This is a genomic window from Bacillus sp. ZY-1-1 (assembly GCF_003047165.1).
GTDB classification, from domain to species: Bacteria; Bacillota; Bacilli; order Bacillales; family Bacillaceae; genus Bacillus; species Bacillus velezensis.
This window is the reverse complement of the sequence record NZ_CP027061.1, coordinates 786681-806350: the sequence shown is the minus strand read 5'-3', so window position 1 is coordinate 806350 and position 19670 is coordinate 786681. Positions and strand designations below refer to the sequence as shown.

Below are 19670 nucleotides of genomic sequence, written 5' to 3'. Positions count from 1 at the left end.
ATTATCCCCCTAACGCTTACGCTTCTTGGCCTACAGTTTCGTCTTCAATGCCTAGTTCCTGTTTAATCCAGTCATAACCTTCCGCTTCAAGGCGCTGTGCAAGCTCCGCGCCGCCGGATTTCACTACGCGTCCCTGCATCATAACGTGAACGACATCAGGCGTGATGTAGTTCAGAAGGCGCTGGTAGTGAGTGATCATTAAGCAGCCGAAGTTTTCGCTGCGCATTTTGTTGATTCCTTTAGAAACGACTTTAAGCGCATCGATATCAAGACCTGAATCGATCTCGTCAAGAATGGCGATTTTCGGCTCGATCATCATAAGCTGAAGGATTTCGTTGCGTTTTTTCTCCCCGCCTGAGAAACCTTCGTTCAGGTAACGCTGCGCCATTTCAGGGTCCATTTCAAGGAACTCCATGTTTTCGTCCATTTTGCGGATGAATTTCATAAGAGAAATTTCATCGCCTTCTTCACGGCGTGCGTTAATCGCAGAGCGAAGGAAATCGGCATTTGTCACACCGCTGATTTCGCTTGGGTACTGCATCGCAAGGAAAAGACCCGCCTGAGCGCGCTCGTCCACTTCCATTTCCAGTACATCTTTGCCGTCAAGCGTGATGCTGCCTTTTGTAACTTCGTATTTCGGGTGTCCCATAATCGCTGCTGAGAGCGTGGATTTACCGGTACCGTTCGGCCCCATGACAGCGTGGAATTCGCCGCCTTTTATTTCAAGGTTTACACCTTTTAAGATCTCTTTTCCTTCGATTTCAACGTGAAGATCCTTGATCGTTAATGTTGAAGCAGCCATATCTATACCTCCAAAATATATAATCATTATTCTCAATTTATTCTCATTCTAATTTTATAACAAATGAAAAGTAAATACAACTTTTTATATTACCCGGAACATTCCTAAAGTTTATCAAAGATCAAGGCGTAATTAAAGCTGTTTGAAACAGAAAAAGGGCGGAAATCCACCCTTTTTTACTGACCGATTTTCTCATTAAGCTGCGCTGCGAGGAACTTGCTTTTTTGATATTCAAGCTCCCTCTGCCGTTCGACTTCCATCCTTTTTGAAAGACGCCGTCCGTATTCCTCGTAGCCGATGCCGTGTGACTTCTGCATCGCTTTTTCCATTTCAGGCGTATAGTCAAGGTCCAGTCTCTCGTGGCTGGTGCAGATAATGAATCAATCCCTTCATATATTTGTTTCTATTGTAACAATGATCCGCTGCTCCGGCCAAAGAGGGTGTGCCCCTGAATCCTTTCGAATGTGCCGGAAACCGGCGCTCGCTTTATCTGAAAAACGGTATTCACACGATTGCTCATTCTAATGCGTCGTATGTCCGAATTCCTGAATACACTGCTGCACGAGGGTCACTCCCTGACTGAGAGCCGCGCCGCCCCCGAATGCCGCCGCGACGCTGATGACCTCAAGGATGTTTTCTTCTGTGGCCCCTTGGTCAAGGCAGCCCTTCGTATGATAAATCATGCAAAATTCATCTTGAGCGCTGATGCTGATGCCCAGAGCGATTAATTGTTTCTCTTTTTCAGTTAATGAATCCGCTGAGAAACACTGCTCTGTAAATTCATTAAACTTCCGCCCCATCATCGGCATTTTTTGCTCGAATATGCCTAAACCTTCTTTATATTGTTTCAATGCGTCATGCACGCTTTTTCCGTTATCCTGGTATTGAGCCACTGCCATTCCCTCCAATCGTTAACCTTCCTTTTTATTATGGACAGTTCTCCGATTAATACCCGAAAAAAAACCCCGGATGATTCATCCGGGGTTTTCGCTTTATTCAGATACGGGAAGCACGGCTCCGTCGTATTTTTTCTCAATAAAGTCTTTGATTTTCTTAGAGTGAAGCACTTCCATAAGCGCTTTGATTTTCTCTGATTTTTCGTCACCTTTGCGTACGGCGATGATGTTTGCGTACGGGTTGTTTTTCGTTGATTCCACTTGAATCGCATCTTTTAACGGATTCAGTTTGTTTTGAATCGCATAGTTGACGTTAATGAAGACTGCATCGCCTTCTTCTTCATTATATGCTTTCGCCGTTAATTCAGGGGCGATTTTTTTGAATGTCAGGTTTTTCGGGTTTTTCGTAATGTTTTTCGTAGTCGCTTCAATCGTTTTTACCTTCGGATCAAGTGTGATCAGTCCGGCTTTTTCAAGCATCGCCAGCATACGGCCTTGTTCAGCGACATTGTTAGTCATGATGATGGTCGCGCCTTTAGGCAGGTCTTTCAGTGATTTGTATTTTTTCGTGTAAACTCCGAACGGCTCAAGGTGAACGGCTCCGGCATTCACGAGTTTGTAATCTTTATTTTCTTTCATTTCCTGTTCAAGGTAAGGAACGTGCTGGAAGTAGTTCGCATCCACTTCATTATCAGCTAACGCTTTGTTGTACATTTTGTAATCGTTCAGCACTTTTACTTTTAATGTGTAGCCTTTTTCCTTCAAGAGCGGTTCCGCTTCTTTTAAGATTTCAGCATGCGGTGTTTTTGTCGCGGCGACAACGATTTCCTTTTTATTCGAGCCGTTTGATCCGCAGGCGGCTAAAACTCCCGCGAACACAAGCAGCAGCGCACTTAATACAATCTTTTTCAATGTAAATCCTCCCTTATCTTTTGTCTATTATATTTGTAATTACATCACCGATAATCTGAATGATAAAGACGATGATGAGTATAAATACTGTCGCTACAAACGTTACATCCGTATTATTGGACTGGTAGCCTTCTACATATGCAAGGTTTCCGAGTCCGCCTGAACCGATGGCGCCGGCAATGGCGGTAGATCCGATCAGGGCGATGGCCGTCACGGTGATGCCTGAAATTAACGCAGGCATTGATTCAGGAATCAGCACTTTGAAGATAATCGTCGATGTCTTTGCTCCCATTGATCTGGCAGCTTCGATGACTCCTTTATCGACTTCCCGGAGCGCAATTTCCGCAAGACGGGCGTAAAACGGCGCGGAGCCGATAATCAGCGCCGGCAATGCGGCATTCGGTCCTAAAATCGATCCGACCAGAATCTTAGTAAAGCCGAGAAGCAGAATAATTAAAATAAGAAACGGAATAGACCTGAAAATATTAACGACCGCCGCAATCACGGTGTTAATGATTTTATTTTCCCATAAGCTTCCCTTGCCCGTTAAAAAGAGCAGAAGACCGAGAATCGCTCCGATGATAAATGAAAAAACTAAAGCGATGACCGTCATATAAAGGGTCTCATATGTGGCCGTCCACAGCTCGGTTATATCAACGTTCGGGAACCATTTTTCAAACATTTGTGATCACCTCTGCTTCTACCTGTTTGTCTTTGATGAACCGGATCACGTTTTCTACTTCTTTTTCCTGACCGTCAATATGAATGAATAATGAACCGTAAGCTCCGTCCTTCGTCTGTGAAATTTTCCCCTGCAGAATATTGACGTCCACATCAAAGTTTCGGATCATTTCCGTAATGAGGGGCTGCTCGGCGGCCTGCCCGACAAATGAAAGCTGAATCGTTTTCCCTGTCGCTGTTTCCTGCAGAAAATGCTGGATGGTTTCTTTCGTCTCCTCCGGTTCTGTCACCTGCTGAACGAAACGCTTGGTCATCGGTTCGCGCGGGTTTCTGAAAACTTGGAGTACTTCGCCTTCTTCAACGACTTTCCCGTTTTCCATGACGGCGACTCTGTTGCAGATTTTTCGGATGACGTGCATTTCATGGGTAATGAGCACGATCGTCAGACCGAGTCTGTCGTTTATATCGGATAAAAGATCCAAAATTGAATCGGTCGTCTGCGGATCGAGCGCTGATGTCGCTTCATCGCACAGAAGGACTTTCGGATTATTGGCGAGCGCCCGGGCGATGCCGACACGCTGCTTTTGACCGCCGCTCAGCTGCGACGGATAAGATTTTTCTTTCCCCTCTAATCCGACCAGTTTAATCAATTCATCAGCGCGGCGGACCCGTTCGCTTTTTTTCACGCCGGCGATTTCCAGCGGGAACATAATGTTCTCCCGGACGGTGCGCGACCACAAAAGGTTAAAATGCTGGAAGATCATGCTGATTTCCTGGCGCGCTTTTCTCAGCCCGCGGCTGCTTACTTTATTTAATTCCGTCCCCGCGACTTCCACGGTTCCCGACGTCGGCTTTTCAAGGCCGTTCAGGAGACGGATTAAGGAACTTTTACCAGCTCCGCTATATCCTATAATTCCAAATATTTCGCCCTTTTTGATATCAAGAGTGACATCTTGGACAGCATTGACATCCCCGTGCTTCGCTTTGTAAATTTTTGAAACATTTTGAAGATGGATCAAAGCAATCACCCGCCTTACACTATTCTAAGAAATCTTCCGGGTTTCTCCGCAAAAGAAAAGCCTTTCTGCAAAAATGAGCAGAAAGGCTTATTGAAAAAGGCCTTTCTCTCATCTTTCAAAGCAGACCGCTTTGAGTGAATTGGCACCATTTCAACATTGTTGATGGTTGCCGGGCTTCATAGGGCACTTCCCTCCACCTCTCTTGATAAGAGAAAACATATCGTATTTTCGTCCGGAAATTCTTACTGTAGAATAGCACGGCGAATGATAAAAAGTCAATAAAATAAATATTGGAAGCTATTGTCACATAGTAGATTGGCAGTTACGGCCGTTTACTGATCGCCTGAAAAAATCCGTTTGTCAGCCAGAGGATGGCCTCCAGCTTCAGCAGGGCTCTGAATGATCCTTTCACTTTGAGTTTTCCGCTTTGGATAAGCTTTTGCAAAGAGACATCACCATGCAGGAGATGGATGATTTCCGTCTGGTTTCCGTAAAAGGTCAAATTAGATTTCTCCTTTGAAGCCGACGTTTTTCTCATTTCTCCCTGTCCGTTAATTGAGACCGTTAAGGCTTCTGTTTCTCCTTGGAATGTAATCAGCAGCGTTGAGGCGTTTAATAGCGGTTTCAAAAACAGATGCTGTCCGTCATTCTCTGAAACTTCTATTTTCTCCACTCGTATAACCTCCCGTTTTAATGGCCATACATACACTTTCTCTTTTTAACGGACAGAACCCTTTATAAACCGCACGACATTTTCCTGTAAATATTGTCACATCGGGAACGTTTGCGATGTTTTTTGTTTAATCAGCTCATATAAATAGGAAACGGAGCGGAAGGCGTATCCTTTCTCAACAAGCTCTCCGCCTTTAAACAGCAAAAAGCACGGAACGCTTTCAATCTGATAGGCTTTGGCGAATGCGGGGGAATAATTCACGTTGTTTTTATAGAAGGCGGCACCGGGCAGCATTTCTTCGACGACAGTAAGCATTTTGGACGCCAGCTGGCATGTGCCGCAAAACGGGGTGTACAAATACAGGAGATAAACGTCATCCTGAATCGATTCGAGTTCATTTTCTTGGAGTTCTTTCATGATTACCACCTCAGGTCGTTCTTTTTCAAAAATACAGTGTCAGCATCAAAGCCGGCTCTGATCAGCACAGATGCGAGATGATGGCCCGGGCACGACTCGACTTGCCTGTATGTTCTGTCTATATAAATATGGCGCGCTTCGGGAAGCTCCCGTTTCAGCTGTTTTCTTAATTTTTCTCCGGAGTCATCTGCGTCCGTTAAAATATAGACGTCTCTGTCAAACAGGCGGTCCGCCAACTCTTCCAGTTCGGTTTGGCCGATCGTCCCGTTTGTACAGACGATTTCCGCGGGTTCGATGAGCACTTCCCTGACTTTGATTTTATCAGATTTTCCTTCTACGATAATGACCTTTTCATCTCCGTTGTACATAAGCGCGTCACCTGCCGATTGTTTTAGCGTCAGATTGAAAAAGAAGGCAGTGAAATTCACCGCCAACTGTTAACACCAGCCATTCTCATAATCGCAATCGACATATTTCGGATCGCTGCCGTTTATGACATCGGCTGTTTTATAAAATTTTTGATTTTCAAATGAAAAGCCCTGTTTGAGCTCGTACTGGTCCATGCCTGTCATCTCGCCGATGGCTTCATTTTCATGAAACAAGGAAAACCGGCCGTTTTGAAAGCGGCCCGTGACGTTCTCCGTCACATCGACCTTTTGTTTATCAAAAGCCATTTTAGACACCTCCCGTTACAGATAGAGTGTCCAAATGGCCCCTTTGCTATCCGATCAGTCTTCCTGTGTCATTTCGTCATATTGCTCAGAAGTCATGAGGTTTTCGATTTCTTCAGCATCAGCCGGTTCCACGACGATCATCCACGCTTTTTCATACGGAGACTCGTTTACGAATTCAGGACTGTCATCAAGGTCTTCGTTCACTTCCGTCACCGTTCCGTTAATCGGTGCGTACAGTTCGGATACGGTTTTGACGGATTCCACGCTGCCGAATGGCTCGTCCGCTTTAATTTCGGCGCCGACTTCCGGAAGCTCGACAAATACGATGTCGCCAAGTTCGGCTTGCGCGAAATGTGTAATCCCGATACGGGCTTTTCCGTCCTCAACTTTGACCCATTCGTGCTCTTTGGAATAACGCATATCTTTCGGTGTGCTCATCTAAATCCCTCCATTTTTTTCTTATAATAAGAAGATACCATAATTCTTTGAACCTGGCATTACATCCAATATTTTTCGAATTGGTCTTCTTTAAAGCCGACAGTGACTTTTTCGCCGTCTGTCGTAATCGGGCGTTTCAGGAGCATACCGTCTGATGCCAGAAGTTCGAGCTGTTCATCCTCTGACATATGGTACAGTTTTTCCTTTAAGTTCAGCTCGCGGTATTTCATTCCGCTCGTGTTGAAAAACTTTTTGAGCTCAAGACCGCTCTTTTCATAGAGGTCTTTAATTTCTTCTTTCGACGGAGTTTCCTCCGCGATATGTATTTCGTTTATTTCCTTACCGCGGTCTTCCAGCCATTTTTTCGCATTACGGCACGTTCCGCATTTAGGGTACCAGTAAAAATTTAACGACATCTTCTTCACCCCTTGTAAATGATCGTCGTTATTTTAACACAATCACTTGTAAAAACCTATAACGTTGCTTCATGAAAAAGCGCCCCTGATGAAGGAGCGCTTTCAGCATGTAATCAGACTGTATATTTTTCTTCACGGAAGACGGCGGCTGCCGCTTCACGTTTTTTCTGAATGAGGTTTTTCGGCGTCAGGCGCGTCAGTTTGCGCAGCACGGAAAGCATCATGCGGAGGGAATCTCCTTCCTCCATGGCGATCAGTGATTCTTTGGCGTGCGCTTCAATGTTCTGAAGGGCTTCCTGGGCAAAGATTTCCGTATATAACAGCTTCTGCGCGGCTTTTTCGGCACCGTCCGCCGCAATTGCTTTTTCCGTTCTGAGGACGGCGGATTCCAAAGCGTACAGCGCGCTGACAATATCGGCAATGTTCACCATGATTTCCTGCTCGCCTTCAATCTCTTTGCCGTATTTCTGCGCCGCGAGACCCGCTGTCAAGAGGGCGATCTTTTTCGCCTGTCTGACAATGTATTTTTCCTGTTCAAGAGGTTCTGAGCCCGGCTCTTCAGGCATCAGCATCATGAGTTCTTCTTGGAGCGCTTTTGCTTTTTCAAAGAGCGGCAGCTGACCTTTTACGGCTTTTTTCAGAAACGTGCTCGTTACGATCAGGCGGTTGATTTCATTTGTGCCTTCAAAAATCCTGTTGATTCTTGAGTCGCGATAGGCGCGCTCCACTTCATATTCCTGCATAAATCCGTAACCGCCGTGAATTTGAACCCCTTCGTCGGCAATGTAATCAAGCGTTTCAGAACCGCACATTTTGTTGAGCGAGCATTCAATCGCGTACTCGGCGATGGACTTCGCGACTTCGCGTCCGTCTTTTTGCTCCTCTTCCGTCAGTCTGCTCATATTATCTTCGAATAAGCCCACTGTTCTGTATACAGAGCTCTCCATGGCGTAAAGCCGCGCTGACATCGTCGCAAGCTTTTCCTGAGTGAGCGTGAAGCTTGAGATCGGCGTTTTAAATTGCCGGCGCTGGTTTGCATAAGCGGCAGACAGCTCAATCACCCGTTTTGAAGCGCCGATTGTGCCGACGGCAAGCTTGTAGCGCCCGATATTCAGGATATTAAAGGCGATGACATGGCCTTTTCCGATTTCGCCGAGAAGATTTTCTTTCGGGACTTCCGCCTGATCTAAAATCAGCGTTCTTGTCGATGAACCCTTAATCCCCATTTTTTTCTCTTCCGGTCCCGTTGATACGCCCGGATAGTTCTTTTCTACGATAAATGCAGAAAACTTATCTCCGTCCACTTTAGCGTAGACGACAAAGACATCTGCAAAGGCGGAGTTTGTAATCCATTGCTTTTCTCCGTTAAGAATATAGTGTGTGCCCGCTTCATTCAAAACAGCCGTCGTTTTCGCGCCGAGGGCATCTGAACCTGAACCGGGCTCAGTTAAGGCGTATGCCGCGATTCTTTGTCCTGAAGCCAAGTCCGGCAAATAGGTTTTTTTCTGTTCTTCCGTTCCGAAGAACACGATCGGCAATGAACCGATCCCGACGTGAGCGCCGTAAGATAGCGAAAAGCTGCCGGCACGTGAAAACTTTTCCGTGATGAAGGCTGAACTGATTTTATCCAGGCCGATTCCGCCGTACTCTTCAGGCACGTCTGCTCCGAGGAGGCCGAGATCTCCGGCTTTTCTCAGCAGTCTGACCGAATGCTCAAACTGATGGTTTTCAATTTCATCGATATAAGGAAGCACATCGTTGACGACATAGTCTTCTGTCGTTTTGCCGATCATTTTATGTTCGTCTGTAAAGTCCTCCGGAGTGAATATTTGATCATATCCCGTCTCTTCAATCAGAAAGCTGCCGCCTTTTTTGACGTTGACCGTTTCCTGTTTCATGTTCATTTCCCCCTTTTTTTAAATGAGTTCAAATACGCCGGCAGCGCCCATGCCGCCTCCGATGCACATCGTCACAACGCCGAATTGCTCGTTTCTCCGTTTCATTTCATGAATGAGTGACAGGGTCAGCTTCGTCCCCGTGCAGCCGAGCGGATGTCCGAGCGCGATGGCGCCTCCGTTGACGTTCACCTTTTCTTCATCTATCCCGAGCGATCTGATGACTTGAATGGCCTGTGAAGCAAAGGCCTCATTCAATTCAAAAAGCCCGATATCCTGTAATTCGAGTCCGGCAAGCTTGAGCGCCCGCGGAATGGCTTCAATCGGACCGATTCCCATTACCTCAGGCGGAACGCCGCCTACGGCAAAGGAACGGAATTTGACAAGCGGGGCCAATCCGAGCGACGATGCTTTTTCGCGATCCATCAGCATGACAGCCGCCGCGCCGTCACTTGTTTGTGAAGAGTTCCCGGCCGTCACGGTTCCCGTTTTAGAAAAAGCCGGGCGGAGCTTCGCCAAGACGTCAGCCGACGTGCCGGGACGAACGCCTTCATCCTGAGAAAAGGTAAATTGTTTTTTCCGCGGCTTATGGTCATCACCGACTTCTGTCAGCGATACTTCAACCGGCACGATTTCGTCATTGAATTTCCCTTCCTTAAGGGCTTTTGCGGCATTCTGATGGCTGCGGACTGCAAATGCATCCTGGTCTTCTCTGGATACCCCGTACGTTTCGGCGACCTGCTCCGCTGTGTGCCCCATGCTCATATAATACTCAGGCGCATGCTCCGCCAAAGCGATATTCGGCCGTGTCACATGCCCCATCATCGGAACTTGCGACATGGATTCCGCACCGCCCGCAATGACGGTGTCACCCGCGCCGATCATAATTTTTTCAGCACCGTAAGCGATGGATTGGAGCCCGGAAGAGCAGTAGCGGTTCACCGTAATGGCCGGCACCGTATGAGGAAGCCCCGCCAGCGCACCGATATTCCGCGCCATATTTAATCCTTGTTCGGCTTCAGGTGTTGCACATCCGATAATTAAGTCATCGATATTTCCTTCATAGCCGCCTGCCCGTTTCAGCGTTTCTTTTACACAAAGCGCGCCTAAATCATCAGGACGAACGGCTGCAAGCGATCCTTTTTTCGCTTTACCGACCGGGGTTCTCGCACCGGCCACAATGACTGCTTCTCTCATAAACACCCTCCTAGTTCCGTAAAGGTTTGCCTTTGACGAGCATATGCTGCATTCTCGCTTGAGATTTCGCCTCGCCAGCGAGGCTTAAAAAGGCTTCTCTTTCAATCTCGAGTAAATATTCTTCTGAAACCTCCGTGCCGAACGGGACTCTTCCGCCGGCAATGACATGGGCCAGCTTCTTCGCAATCTTCATATCGTGATCGGATAAATAACCCGACCGTCTCATTTGGTCTGCTCCGAGCAGTAATGCCGCACAGCCGGTTTCTCCGGTGACTTTCACTTTTTTGCGGGCAGGCGGACGGTATCCGCTGTCATATAAGGAAGCAGCCAGCTGTTTCGCATCGTGCAGCAGGTGATCCTGATTCATGCTGATACGGTCTGCCGCGGACAAAATCTTCATGTCACGGGCTTCGTGTGCCGAACCGGACACCTTGGCAAGCGCGATTGTTTCGAAGGTTTTAATCGCTGCGTCCATGAGTTCACTTCCGCCGTCCAAATAATTCATGTACAGCTCTTTGTTTCCTCCGCCGCCCGGAATAAGGCCGACGCCGGTTTCAACGAGACCCATATACGATTCGCTCGCCGCCTGAACGCGTGCAGCCGGGAGACAGACTTCCGTGCCGCCGCCGAGTGTCATCCCGAATGGCGCCGCTACAACGGGTTTAGCGCTGTATTTGATGTTCAGCATCGTCTGCTGAAAACGGCGGATGACAAAATCGACTTCCATGAAGTTATCATCCTGGGCTTCCATTAAAATCATCGCAAGGTTTGCTCCCGCGCAGAAATGTCTGCCTTGGTTTCCGATGACAAGACCTTTATAATTCCGCTCCGTTTCCTCAAGCGCATTGTCAATCATCTGAATAATGTCTAAGCCGATCGCGTTGCTTTTCGTATGAAATTCCAGCAGCGCGACATCATCGCCGAGATCAACCAGACTTGCGCCGCTGTTTTTAGTGATAACGCCTTTTGTTTCTTTTAACGTCTGCAGGCTGATCCGTTTCGGATTTTCTTTCACAGCCCTGTATTGGCCGTCTGAATAATAAAATTGTGTTCCGTTTTCCTTCATATAAAATGTTTCATGACCCTGATCAAGCATTTCTTTCACCCAGCCGGGGAGTGCTGCGCCTTCTTCTTCGAGCCGCTCCGCTGATTTTCTGACGCCGATGACATCCCACATCTCAAACGGTCCGAGCTCCCATCCGAAGCCCCATTTCATGGCGTCGTCAATCGCTTTTATATCATCAGCGATCTCACCTAAAAGCCGGGCTGAGTATAAGAGTGTTTGCGATGTGATATTCCAAAGCAGGCGTCCGGCGCGGTCATCGGAATATACAAGCGCTTTCATTTTTCCTTTGGCACCCTTTGCCTGTTTGGCGGCTTCTAAAGCGGGCGTCTTCATTTTCGAGCGCTCACCGTATGTCATGGTCAGTGGATCGAGTTCATATATTGTTTTACCTTCTTTTTTGTAAAAACCTTGGCCGGATTTGCTGCCCAGCCAATTGTTTTTCAGCATGTCATTCATAAATTCAGGAAGCTTAAACATGTCTTTTTCAGCGCCGTCGGCTTTATCATATACGTTTTTTGCCACATGAGCGAAAGTATCAAGCCCCACAACGTCAAGGGTTCTGAAGGTCGCGCTTTTCGGTCTGCCGATCAAAGGTCCGGTCACAGTGTCCACCTCGCCGATGCGGCAGCCGGAAGAAAGCATTTCTCTTACCGTGACCAGCAGGCCGTACGTACCGATGCGGTTGGCGATAAAGTTTGGCGTGTCTTTTGCGATGACGACACCTTTCCCAAGCGTGTTTTCTGCAAATGAAGTCATAAACTCCAGCACGTCAGGATCTGTCTCCTGAATCGGAATGATTTCCAGAAGCTTCAAGTAGCGGGCCGGATTAAAGAAATGGGTTCCTAAGAAATGAGCCTTAAAATCGGCAGATCGGCCTTCCGCCATTTTTGTGACGGAGATACCGGACGTATTGCTCGACACGATGCTTCCCGGTTTCCGGTATTCATCAACGAGTGAGAAAATCTGTTTTTTTACGTCAAGGTTTTCGACGACGACTTCAATAATCCAATCAGCATCCTTCAATTGAGCTGCGTCATCTTCCAAATTCCCCGCCGTTATATAGTCGAGATTGGCAGCCGAAGTCAGCGGCGCCGGTTTTTGCTTCAGCAGCTTTTGCATGGCCGATCGGCTCAGTCTGCTGCGGACCTCCGGGCTTTCTAATGTCAGCCCTTTTTTCATCTCATCCTTTGTCAGCTCGTTTGGCACAATATCAAGCAGCAGGACGGGAATTCCGATGTTAGCCAAGTGCGCGGCAATTCCGGACCCCATGACGCCTGATCCGAGAACGGCTGCTTTCTTTATAAACTTGTGCATGAGTCATCCCCCTTGAACTTTGAATGAATAGTCATTCATTTTTTCGGCAAAAAAAATGAAACCCTTTTCTTCTTTCATCTTAAAAGATTTTCAGGATGACTTCAATAGCAAATATGGAATTTTTTTAAATTTTTCGGCTTCCGCATGTTCCATGGCGCGGGCGGGAAACTTAAACCCGGAGGTGAAGGGAATGGTGCGAGGGAGAAAAGATCCGTCTTCTGCCGCAGTGAGCGCGGCCAGCATGAAAGGAAATGCGGGACCGAAGCAAAAATACGGCGGCGGCAAACGGACGAGCCAAAATCAGCAATATAAAAAAGACAACATGGAATAACATACTGCGGCTGCTTTTTGGAGCAGCCGTTATTTTTTGAAGATTCCTTTCAGCACAAACGCCGCATTTGCCGGGCGCTCGGCAATTCTTCTCATCAGGTACCCGTACCAATCGGTTCCGTACGGGACATACACCCTCATCCTGTATCCTTCTTCGGCAAGCTCCTTCTGGCGCTCCGTTCTGATGCCGTACAGCATTTGGAATTCAAACTGCTCCCGGGGAATCTGATGCTCGCTGATGAGTGTTTTCGTATAAGAAATGATGTCATCATCATGTGTCGCCACCGCCGTTTCATAGCCGCTCAAAAGCTGCAGCTTAATCAGCTGCTGGAAATGAAGATCGGTTGCTTTTTTATCAGGGAACGCAACGGCCGCCGATTCTTTATAAGCGCCTTTTACAAGCCTGAGCCGCGGCTTATATGGCATCAGACCGCTGATGTCTTCAGCTGCGCGGTATAAATAAGCCTGAATGACGGTGCCGAGCATCGGAAAATCCGGCTTGCACCGCTTATACAGCTCAAGCGTACGGCCGCATCTTGAATAGTCCTCCATATCAATCGTTACAGGCACGCCGCGTTCTTTTGCCTCCGTCAATATGTCTCTGACATGCTGTTCCGCGAGTTCCTCGGAAATATCCAGACCGATGGATGTTAATTTCAGCGACAGCTCACAATCCAGTTGATTCTCGGCAATCGCCCTGATTGCTTTTTTACATTCTTCCGCCGTCTTTTTCGCATCCTTCTCTGAACCCGCATATTCACCTAGATAATCAATCGAAGCCGACAGCCCTTTTTGGTTCAGCCGCTTTACCGTTTTCACAGCTTCCGTGAGCGTTTCCCCTGCAACGAACCTTCCCGCGCCGAAGCGGATTCCGTAAGCCTGGGCGAATTTTGTAAGCATTTTATTTTTCGACAAAAATAAACATATGCTCCGCAGCAAAGATGAACTCCCTCCTTTTTCTTTTATTCGTGTATGAATTTCCGATCGCAGAGAAAGCTAAAAAGAACAGAATTGAAGGAGGCGTTTATATGAACAACCAAGAGCAGCACGGAAACTTGCCGCCTGCCGTCATCTCAACGAAAGACCATTTGTATCTTGAGGACATGCTGAACTGGAATCTGCTTGCCATGAAAAAAGCGCATTTTATGGCGGAACACTGCCAGAATCAGACGTTAAAACAAGAGCTTGATCAGATCGGCCGGATGCATGAGAAACATTATCAGCACATATTGGGCCGCTTGAACCCCGGTCAAGGCGGACAGACAACAACAGGCTATATGCAATAGGAGGACTATACATGGAACAGCAAAATCAAAAAATCACGAATCCGCAAACGCCCGTGCCCAATACGGCGCAAATGAATGACAGAGACTTGGTCAATGAGCTGCTGACGACGGAAAAATACATCACGGCTTCATATTGCACAGCCCTGCACGAGTTCAGCCACGAGTCTCTTTATCAAGATATTCAGGCGATTTTCGATGAGTCACAAAAAGCGCAAAGAAGATTATACGATGTGATGTTTCAAAATGGCTGGTATTCCATTGAAGCCGCCGATACCCAAAAGCTTCAGCAATCGTATCAGAAGTTCCGGCAGACCATTCAGCAGCAGTCTCCCTACCAGCAGTAAAATGAAAAAGGATTTGATGTTTTCGCCAAGCATCAGTCCTTTTTTTATTTTTGCACAAAAAGATTGACTTATCATTAATCCTTATTTATATTTAACTAATGTTAATTATTTTCTCGAGGAACAAGATGAGGAGGAGTTATGAAAAACGCGGATCAATATGTGTCTGACATCCAGAAATCTCTTCAGACGCTGCTGCAAAACATACAGCCTGAAATGGTGGAAAGCATGGCAAAACACGAGGTGACGCCTGCCCAATTATTTGTTTTAGCCAGCCTGAAAAAACACGGGAGCTGCAAAGTTTCCGAAATTGCGGAACGCATGGAGGTAAAGCCGAGCGCAGTGACGCTGATGGCAGACCGCCTCGAACAAAAAGGACTTATCGTCCGCAAACATAACCAGCAGGACAGACGCGTCATCGACATCAGCCTCACCAAAAAAGGCGAAACAAAATTCGAAGATGTTGTGGAAGGACGGAAAGCGATACTGGCGCGTAACCTGTCCGTTCTGACTGACGATGAACTGATTCAGTCCGTGAACATCATCCGCAAAGTAGCGGAAGCCGCCGAGAAATACGCGGCTGATCAAAAAGAAAACGAATAGAAAGAGGAGCTGCCGAAACATGAGCATTGAAAAGAAAGATCCAAAACGCACATTATTAATAACGGGCTTAATCATCGCCATGTTTTTCTCAGCCCTTGACGGCACCATCGTAGGAACGGCGATTCCTAAAATCGTGGGTGACCTCGGGGGATTAAGCATGATGACGTGGCTGACCACGGCATATCTTTTAACTTCGACGACGATCGTTCCGATTGCGGGGAAACTTGCAGATTTATTGGGGCGCCGCGTCGTCTATGTGTCAGGTTTATTGATTTTTATGGGAGCTTCCGCACTGTGCGGAATGGCCAGCAACATGACGGAACTGATTATTTTCCGCGGACTTCAGGGAATCGGCGGCGGTGTCATGATGCCGATGGCCATGATCGTCATTGGGGATTTGTTCACAGGGAAACAGCGTGCCAAGTTCCAAGGGCTTTTCGGAGCGATTTACGGCCTTGCTTCCGTTATCGGCCCGCAAATCGGGGGCTGGATTGTTGACTCATTAAATTGGAAATGGGTTTTCTATATCAACCTGCCTGTCGGAATTTTAGCCGTGATCTTTATCGCAAGAGGACTTCAAGGCAGAAAACAGACTGGGCCGATTAACTTTGACATCGCCGGCATTTTCACAATGATTGTCGGAATCGTCAGCCTCCTTCTCGCGCTCAGCTTCGGAGGAAAAGATTACGCATGGGGCTCTTGGCAGATTCTCGGTCTCTTTGCGCTTGCGCTTGCCGGGATTGTCGGATTCATTTTCGCTGAAATCAAAGCAAAAGAACCGATTCTGCCGATGTACCTGTTTAAAAACAGAACGTTTACCGTACTGAATCTGATCGGGTTTTTCATGAGTATCGGCATGTTCGGCGCCGTTACGTTCGTTCCTTTCTTTATGCAGGGAATTATCGGAGTCAGCGCCACCGCGTCAGGCACGATTATGACGCCGATGATGGTATCTATGATTATCACAAGTATTATCGGAGGCCAGCTGGTTTATAAGATCGGTATTAAACCGCAAATCATGATCGGCATGCTGATCATGGCCGTCGGCTTCTTCTTATTAACGACCTTACAGCTGGATACAAGCAAGCTCGCGGCTACGTGCTATATGGCAGTGATCGGTCTGGGAATGGGGCTCGTCATGCCGCTTCTCACACTCGCTCTGCAAGAAACGTTTTCAAAAGAAGAGCTGGGCGTTGTGACTTCATCAAGCCAATTTTTCCGGATGATCGGGGGAACGTTCGGCATTACGGTGCTCGGCGCTGTCATGAATGCCAGATCAGGAAGCCTTTTAACCGACAGACTGGTGCCTTACTTAGACTCACTCCCGAAACAGGCAAGTGCCTTTGCCGCCCAGTTTAAAGGTATGATTGACAAAAATCCTGAAGGGCTGCTTCAATCCTTGTTCAGTCAGGAATCGATTAAGCAGATCCCGGCCGCATTTTCTTCCCATATCGTGCCGGTTTTGAAAACGTCACTGATGGATTCGCTTCACAGCGTGTTTTTCACAGGCCTGGCCTTTATCGCTGCCGGATTGATCCTCACGCTGTTTGTTAAATCAATTAAGCTGACAAACAAAAAGACAGGCAAACAAGAAGAAAAGGCGAAAGCCGTTTAACAAAGAAAAATCCCGCGGATGCCGCGGGATTTTTTTATATCATCTGGGCCTCTCCGTTTCCGAATGACCAGTCTTCCGCCTCATTGGAAATCGGGGGTGAAAATTATTTAATAAACCTTAAACATTTCATCGTTATCTTTATAGTACGACAAAATAAAGTCACGAAAATTTCTTACCGAAGAAGATAACAGCTTATGTTTCATCCAAGATAAGCCGACTGGATATGAAGCAGAGTGATCAGTCACTTTTATAAAATTCAGCCCCAATGTTCTGCAAACCGAAATAGGAAGCAACGCCACCCCCTGATCCAGCTTTATAATCTCGGCCAGTAAATGAGAATCCGCCTCAAATGCAATATTTGGGGTGAAACCGGCTTTTTCACAAAGCGAGGCTGTAAAACCGCTATACTCTTCATTATTAGCAAGGGTAATAAATGGTTCATCGGCGACAAGACGTAAAGAAATTTCGGTTTTACCCGTAAATCGGTGGTTTGAGGGCAAAGCCAGAACAATATCTTCATTTACCAGCATACAACTTTCTATCTCTTCATCTTGAATAGGATGACCTGTTATTCCTAAATCAATGTCCCCTTTTTTTAAACTTGTTAGGATCCCGCTTTTAACTCCGATGGCTTGGAGAATTTTTGATTGAGGGGAGCGGTTGATATATTCACTCATCAGTCCTGCAAGGAATCTCGGATTAGAAATAGATATTCTGATGGTGTCAGACATTTGATGTTCCTCCAATTGAATTTCCGTTTGTGCATTTTCAATCTCAGTAAAAATCCTGTTTACATGTTTTAAAAGAATTTTCCCTGATGAACTCAGCTTAATATTTCTGCCTTTTCTCTCAAACAAAGCTGTTCCCAGTTCATTCTCAAGTCTTTTTATAGTGAGACTTAAAGAAGGCTGGGCAATCTTTAATTGTTCTGCTGCTTTAGAAATATGCTCAGTATAGGCAACTGTCTGAAAGTATTTTAGCTGCAGCAATTCCATCTGTCTGCATCCCCCTTATTTATTTCAATAAATATATATATACCTTATTATGTATTAGATTAAATGTAAATGCGGATGTAAGATAATAGCATAGTTAAAGAAAAGGAAAGGAAAGGGTGTCATGCAATGAAAATTGATGTGAAAGATATAGCAAAAAATTTAAATACACCGCTAACGGCTCCTGCTTATCCTATCCCAAATTATAAATTTGTTAACCGTGAATATTTAAATATTATTTACCGAACGGATGAAAAAGCTTTGCGTGCGGCAGTGCCGGAACCTCTTGAAATTACTGAACCTTTAGTGCAATTCGAAGTGATGCGGATGCCCGATGTTTCCGGACTTGGTGCCTATACAGAGGCGGGACAAGTCGTCCCTGTCAGCTTTAATGGTGAAGAAGGAGATTATGTACATTCTATGTATGTAGACAATTTCCCGGCTATTGCAAGCGGACGGGAACTTACTGCATATCCAAAGAAATTGGGCGCCCCTAAGCTGTATATAGACTCTGATACTCTCGTTGGCACATTAGATTATGGCAGTCTTCGTGTGGCAGCTGCGACTATGGGATATAAACATTTCGAAATGGACAAGGAAAAAGCGAAAAGGGAAATTTGCCGACCTAATTTTATGGTTAAGATTGCTACTGATTACAATGGTGATTTAAGGGTTTGCGATTTGGTGCGCACGCAAATAACGAATATAGAAGTTAAAGGTGCCTGGTCTGGACCGGCGCGGCTTCAATTATTTGAACATGCTCTGGCGCCTCTTGCAGATTTGCCTGTATTAGAAGTCGTTTCAGCATCTCATATTATTACGGATTTAACCTTAAATGCAGCACAGCCGGTTTATAACTACTTAGAGGAAAAATAAGGAGACGTTTACAATGAGAATTGCAATTTTAGGAGCAGGTTCTTTAGGAACCATAGTTGGAGCATATCTGTCTGCTGGCGGAATGGATGTCGAATTAATTGATTCATACAAAGAACATGTAGATACTTTAAATCAAATAGGTGCTAAAGTAGTTGGTACAACGGCATTTCAGGCAAAGGTAAAAGCCATTACCCCTGAAAACAAGTCAGGCAAGTATGATTTCATATTGCTCCTGACGAAACAATTATATAATGACTCCATTCTTAAAGAGTTACTGCCTTTTTTAAAGGATGATAGTGTAGTATGTTCCTTGCAAAACGGTATACCTGAACAGAAAGTTGCTTCGATCGTTGGTGGTGAACGTGTTATTGCAGGTTCTGTTGAATTTGGTGCTACGTTTATTGAACCAGGCGTATCCAGACTTACAACTGAGTATACTCAATTTAAAGAGTACGCTTTTCAAATTGGAGAATTAAATGGTGAAACAACAGAAAGAATCCAGCGTATTAAATCGGTTTTAGACCTTATCGGCGGAACACATATTTCCGATAATTTAGTTGGAACGAAGTGGTCAAAATTACTTATCAATAATGCATTCAGTGGTTTATCGGCAGCATTAAACGGAGAATACGGTGATATTCTTGACCATGAAATCGGCATTGTCAGCGCAGTTCATATCGCAGATGAGACGATTAAGGTTGGACACGCCAATGGTGTCACATTTGCGAAAATGGGCGGCCTTGATTTAGAATCTTTGGAATTAAAAAGTGAAAATGAGATTCCTGAACGTATTCAAACATTTAGGGCAGCCATGGAACCATCCAGGCTTTTAAGAGCAAGTATGCTTCAGGATCTTGAGAAAAAACGCAAAACTGAAATTGATTATATTAATGGAGTTATTCCCAAAATGGCAGAAGGTACTGGAATTTCAACACCTTTTAATGATTTGGTTGTAGCACAAGTCAAATGTGCCGAGGAATCTCAAACAGTGCCCAATTTTGATACAAATATAAAAGCATTTGAAGAGTTATTACGTATCCGAAAGGAAATGTGATATATAGGAAAGAGTAAGGGATTGCTGCGGCGGTCCTTTTTTCTTGGTTCAGCAAGTAAACAAACGGGTGTGTTAGTTACATTAAAGTTCTTCGTTATGAATTGAACGGCGCCTTTATTGATTCCTTTTCAGCAAAAAAAGCTTCCGGCACCTCTCTTTGATGCCGAAAGCTT

The 19670-nt window shown here is 46.0% G+C and carries 24 protein-coding genes and 1 riboswitch; of the genes, 7 read left to right on the top strand and 17 right to left on the bottom strand.

Annotation, left to right across the window (positions count from 1 at the left end):
• Nucleotides 1-16 precede the first annotated feature (16 nt).
• The 15 genes from sufC to C5I45_RS04120 all read right to left on the bottom strand — a co-directional run bounded on the left by sufC (nt 17) and on the right by C5I45_RS04120 (nt 12400).
• The gene (gene sufC / locus C5I45_RS04190; RefSeq protein ID WP_003151872.1) at nt 17-802 is read right to left on the bottom strand and encodes a Fe-S cluster assembly ATPase SufC; all 786 of its coding nucleotides are present in this window, start codon (nt 800-802) and stop codon (nt 17-19) included.
• A gap of 176 nt (nt 803-978) precedes the next feature.
• Nucleotides 979-1131 (bottom strand): YuzK family famiily protein, encoded by a 153-nt coding sequence (locus C5I45_RS04185; RefSeq protein ID WP_003151857.1) that lies wholly within the window; start codon nt 1129-1131, stop codon nt 979-981.
• Between the two features lie 192 nt (nt 1132-1323).
• Nucleotides 1324-1701 (bottom strand): carboxymuconolactone decarboxylase family protein, encoded by a 378-nt coding sequence (locus C5I45_RS04180; protein ID WP_031306536.1) that lies wholly within the window; start codon nt 1699-1701, stop codon nt 1324-1326.
• Nucleotides 1702-1794: 93 nt separating this feature from the next.
• On the bottom strand, nt 1795-2610 hold the full coding sequence (gene metQ / locus C5I45_RS04175; RefSeq protein WP_003151853.1) for a methionine ABC transporter substrate-binding lipoprotein MetQ: 816 nt from the start codon (nt 2608-2610) through the stop codon (nt 1795-1797).
• 13 nt (nt 2611-2623) lie between these two features.
• Nucleotides 2624-3292, bottom strand: coding sequence for a methionine ABC transporter permease (locus C5I45_RS04170; RefSeq protein WP_003151851.1), 669 nt, complete (start codon nt 3290-3292; stop codon nt 2624-2626).
• A complete protein-coding gene (metN, locus tag C5I45_RS04165; protein WP_003151850.1) occupies nt 3285-4310 on the bottom strand; it encodes a methionine ABC transporter ATP-binding protein MetN in 1026 nt (341 codons plus the stop codon). The genes C5I45_RS04170 and metN overlap by 8 nt, the downstream gene beginning before the upstream one ends.
• Before the next feature lie 105 nt (nt 4311-4415).
• Nucleotides 4416-4522: riboswitch (SAM riboswitch) on the bottom strand.
• A 110-nt stretch (nt 4523-4632) separates the two neighbouring features.
• The gene (locus C5I45_RS04160) at nt 4633-4983 is read right to left on the bottom strand and encodes an SCP2 sterol-binding domain-containing protein (protein WP_003151848.1); all 351 of its coding nucleotides are present in this window, start codon (nt 4981-4983) and stop codon (nt 4633-4635) included.
• 96 nt (nt 4984-5079) lie between these two features.
• Nucleotides 5080-5400, bottom strand: a complete 321-nt coding sequence (locus C5I45_RS04155; RefSeq protein WP_003151847.1) for a thioredoxin family protein — start codon at nt 5398-5400, stop codon at nt 5080-5082.
• 2 nt (nt 5401-5402) lie between these two features.
• Nucleotides 5403-5768 (bottom strand): toprim domain-containing protein, encoded by a 366-nt coding sequence (locus tag C5I45_RS04150; RefSeq protein ID WP_003151846.1) that lies wholly within the window; start codon nt 5766-5768, stop codon nt 5403-5405.
• A gap of 69 nt (nt 5769-5837) precedes the next feature.
• Entirely contained in the window at nt 5838-6074 is a 237-nt protein-coding gene (locus C5I45_RS04145; protein ID WP_003151845.1) for a YusG family protein, read from the bottom strand.
• Between the two features lie 54 nt (nt 6075-6128).
• A complete protein-coding gene (gene gcvH, locus C5I45_RS04140) occupies nt 6129-6512 on the bottom strand; it encodes a glycine cleavage system protein GcvH (RefSeq protein WP_003151844.1) in 384 nt (127 codons plus the stop codon).
• Nucleotides 6513-6571: 59 nt separating this feature from the next.
• On the bottom strand, nt 6572-6928 hold the full coding sequence (locus C5I45_RS04135) for an arsenate reductase family protein (RefSeq protein ID WP_003151843.1): 357 nt from the start codon (nt 6926-6928) through the stop codon (nt 6572-6574).
• 113 nt (nt 6929-7041) lie between these two features.
• The gene (locus tag C5I45_RS04130) at nt 7042-8826 is read right to left on the bottom strand and encodes an acyl-CoA dehydrogenase family protein (protein ID WP_014305769.1); all 1785 of its coding nucleotides are present in this window, start codon (nt 8824-8826) and stop codon (nt 7042-7044) included.
• Between the two features lie 18 nt (nt 8827-8844).
• On the bottom strand, nt 8845-10020 hold the full coding sequence (locus tag C5I45_RS04125) for an acetyl-CoA C-acetyltransferase (protein WP_003151841.1): 1176 nt from the start codon (nt 10018-10020) through the stop codon (nt 8845-8847).
• Nucleotides 10021-10030: 10 nt separating this feature from the next.
• Entirely contained in the window at nt 10031-12400 is a 2370-nt protein-coding gene (locus C5I45_RS04120) for a 3-hydroxyacyl-CoA dehydrogenase/enoyl-CoA hydratase family protein (RefSeq protein ID WP_107994247.1), read from the bottom strand.
• A 190-nt stretch (nt 12401-12590) separates the two neighbouring features.
• Here C5I45_RS04120 and C5I45_RS04115 point away from each other — a divergent pair, with 190 nt between their 5' ends.
• Entirely contained in the window at nt 12591-12731 is a 141-nt protein-coding gene (locus C5I45_RS04115) for a YuzL family protein (RefSeq protein WP_003151836.1), read from the top strand.
• Nucleotides 12732-12760: 29 nt separating this feature from the next.
• Here C5I45_RS04115 and C5I45_RS04110 read toward each other — a convergent pair whose 3' ends face one another.
• A complete protein-coding gene (locus C5I45_RS04110; RefSeq protein ID WP_025853877.1) occupies nt 12761-13669 on the bottom strand; it encodes a proline dehydrogenase family protein in 909 nt (302 codons plus the stop codon).
• 89 nt (nt 13670-13758) lie between these two features.
• Here C5I45_RS04110 and C5I45_RS04105 point away from each other — a divergent pair, with 89 nt between their 5' ends.
• The 4 genes from C5I45_RS04105 (at nt 13759) to C5I45_RS04090 (ending at nt 16575) form a co-directional block, all read left to right on the top strand.
• Nucleotides 13759-14016 carry a hypothetical protein gene (locus C5I45_RS04105; RefSeq protein WP_015387741.1) on the top strand — a complete coding sequence of 86 codons (258 nt, stop codon included), beginning with the start codon at nt 13759-13761 and terminating at the stop codon, nt 14014-14016.
• Nucleotides 14017-14027: 11 nt separating this feature from the next.
• A complete protein-coding gene (locus tag C5I45_RS04100; RefSeq protein WP_003151830.1) occupies nt 14028-14360 on the top strand; it encodes a spore coat protein in 333 nt (110 codons plus the stop codon).
• A 138-nt stretch (nt 14361-14498) separates the two neighbouring features.
• On the top strand, nt 14499-14960 hold the full coding sequence (locus C5I45_RS04095) for a MarR family winged helix-turn-helix transcriptional regulator (protein WP_003151828.1): 462 nt from the start codon (nt 14499-14501) through the stop codon (nt 14958-14960).
• A gap of 19 nt (nt 14961-14979) precedes the next feature.
• Nucleotides 14980-16575 (top strand): MDR family MFS transporter, encoded by a 1596-nt coding sequence (locus tag C5I45_RS04090; RefSeq protein WP_007410079.1) that lies wholly within the window; start codon nt 14980-14982, stop codon nt 16573-16575.
• A gap of 107 nt (nt 16576-16682) precedes the next feature.
• Here C5I45_RS04090 and C5I45_RS04085 read toward each other — a convergent pair whose 3' ends face one another.
• Nucleotides 16683-17570, bottom strand: coding sequence for a LysR family transcriptional regulator (locus C5I45_RS04085; protein WP_025853876.1), 888 nt, complete (start codon nt 17568-17570; stop codon nt 16683-16685).
• Between the two features lie 126 nt (nt 17571-17696).
• On the opposite strand from C5I45_RS04085, the gene C5I45_RS04080 reads away from it, so the two are divergent.
• Together C5I45_RS04080 and C5I45_RS04075 are read left to right on the top strand one after the other, a co-directional pair.
• Entirely contained in the window at nt 17697-18443 is a 747-nt protein-coding gene (locus C5I45_RS04080) for an acetoacetate decarboxylase (protein WP_025853875.1), read from the top strand.
• A gap of 13 nt (nt 18444-18456) precedes the next feature.
• Nucleotides 18457-19497, top strand: a complete 1041-nt coding sequence (locus tag C5I45_RS04075) for a ketopantoate reductase family protein (RefSeq protein WP_003151824.1) — start codon at nt 18457-18459, stop codon at nt 19495-19497.
• The last annotated feature ends 173 nt before the right edge of the window (nt 19498-19670 follow it).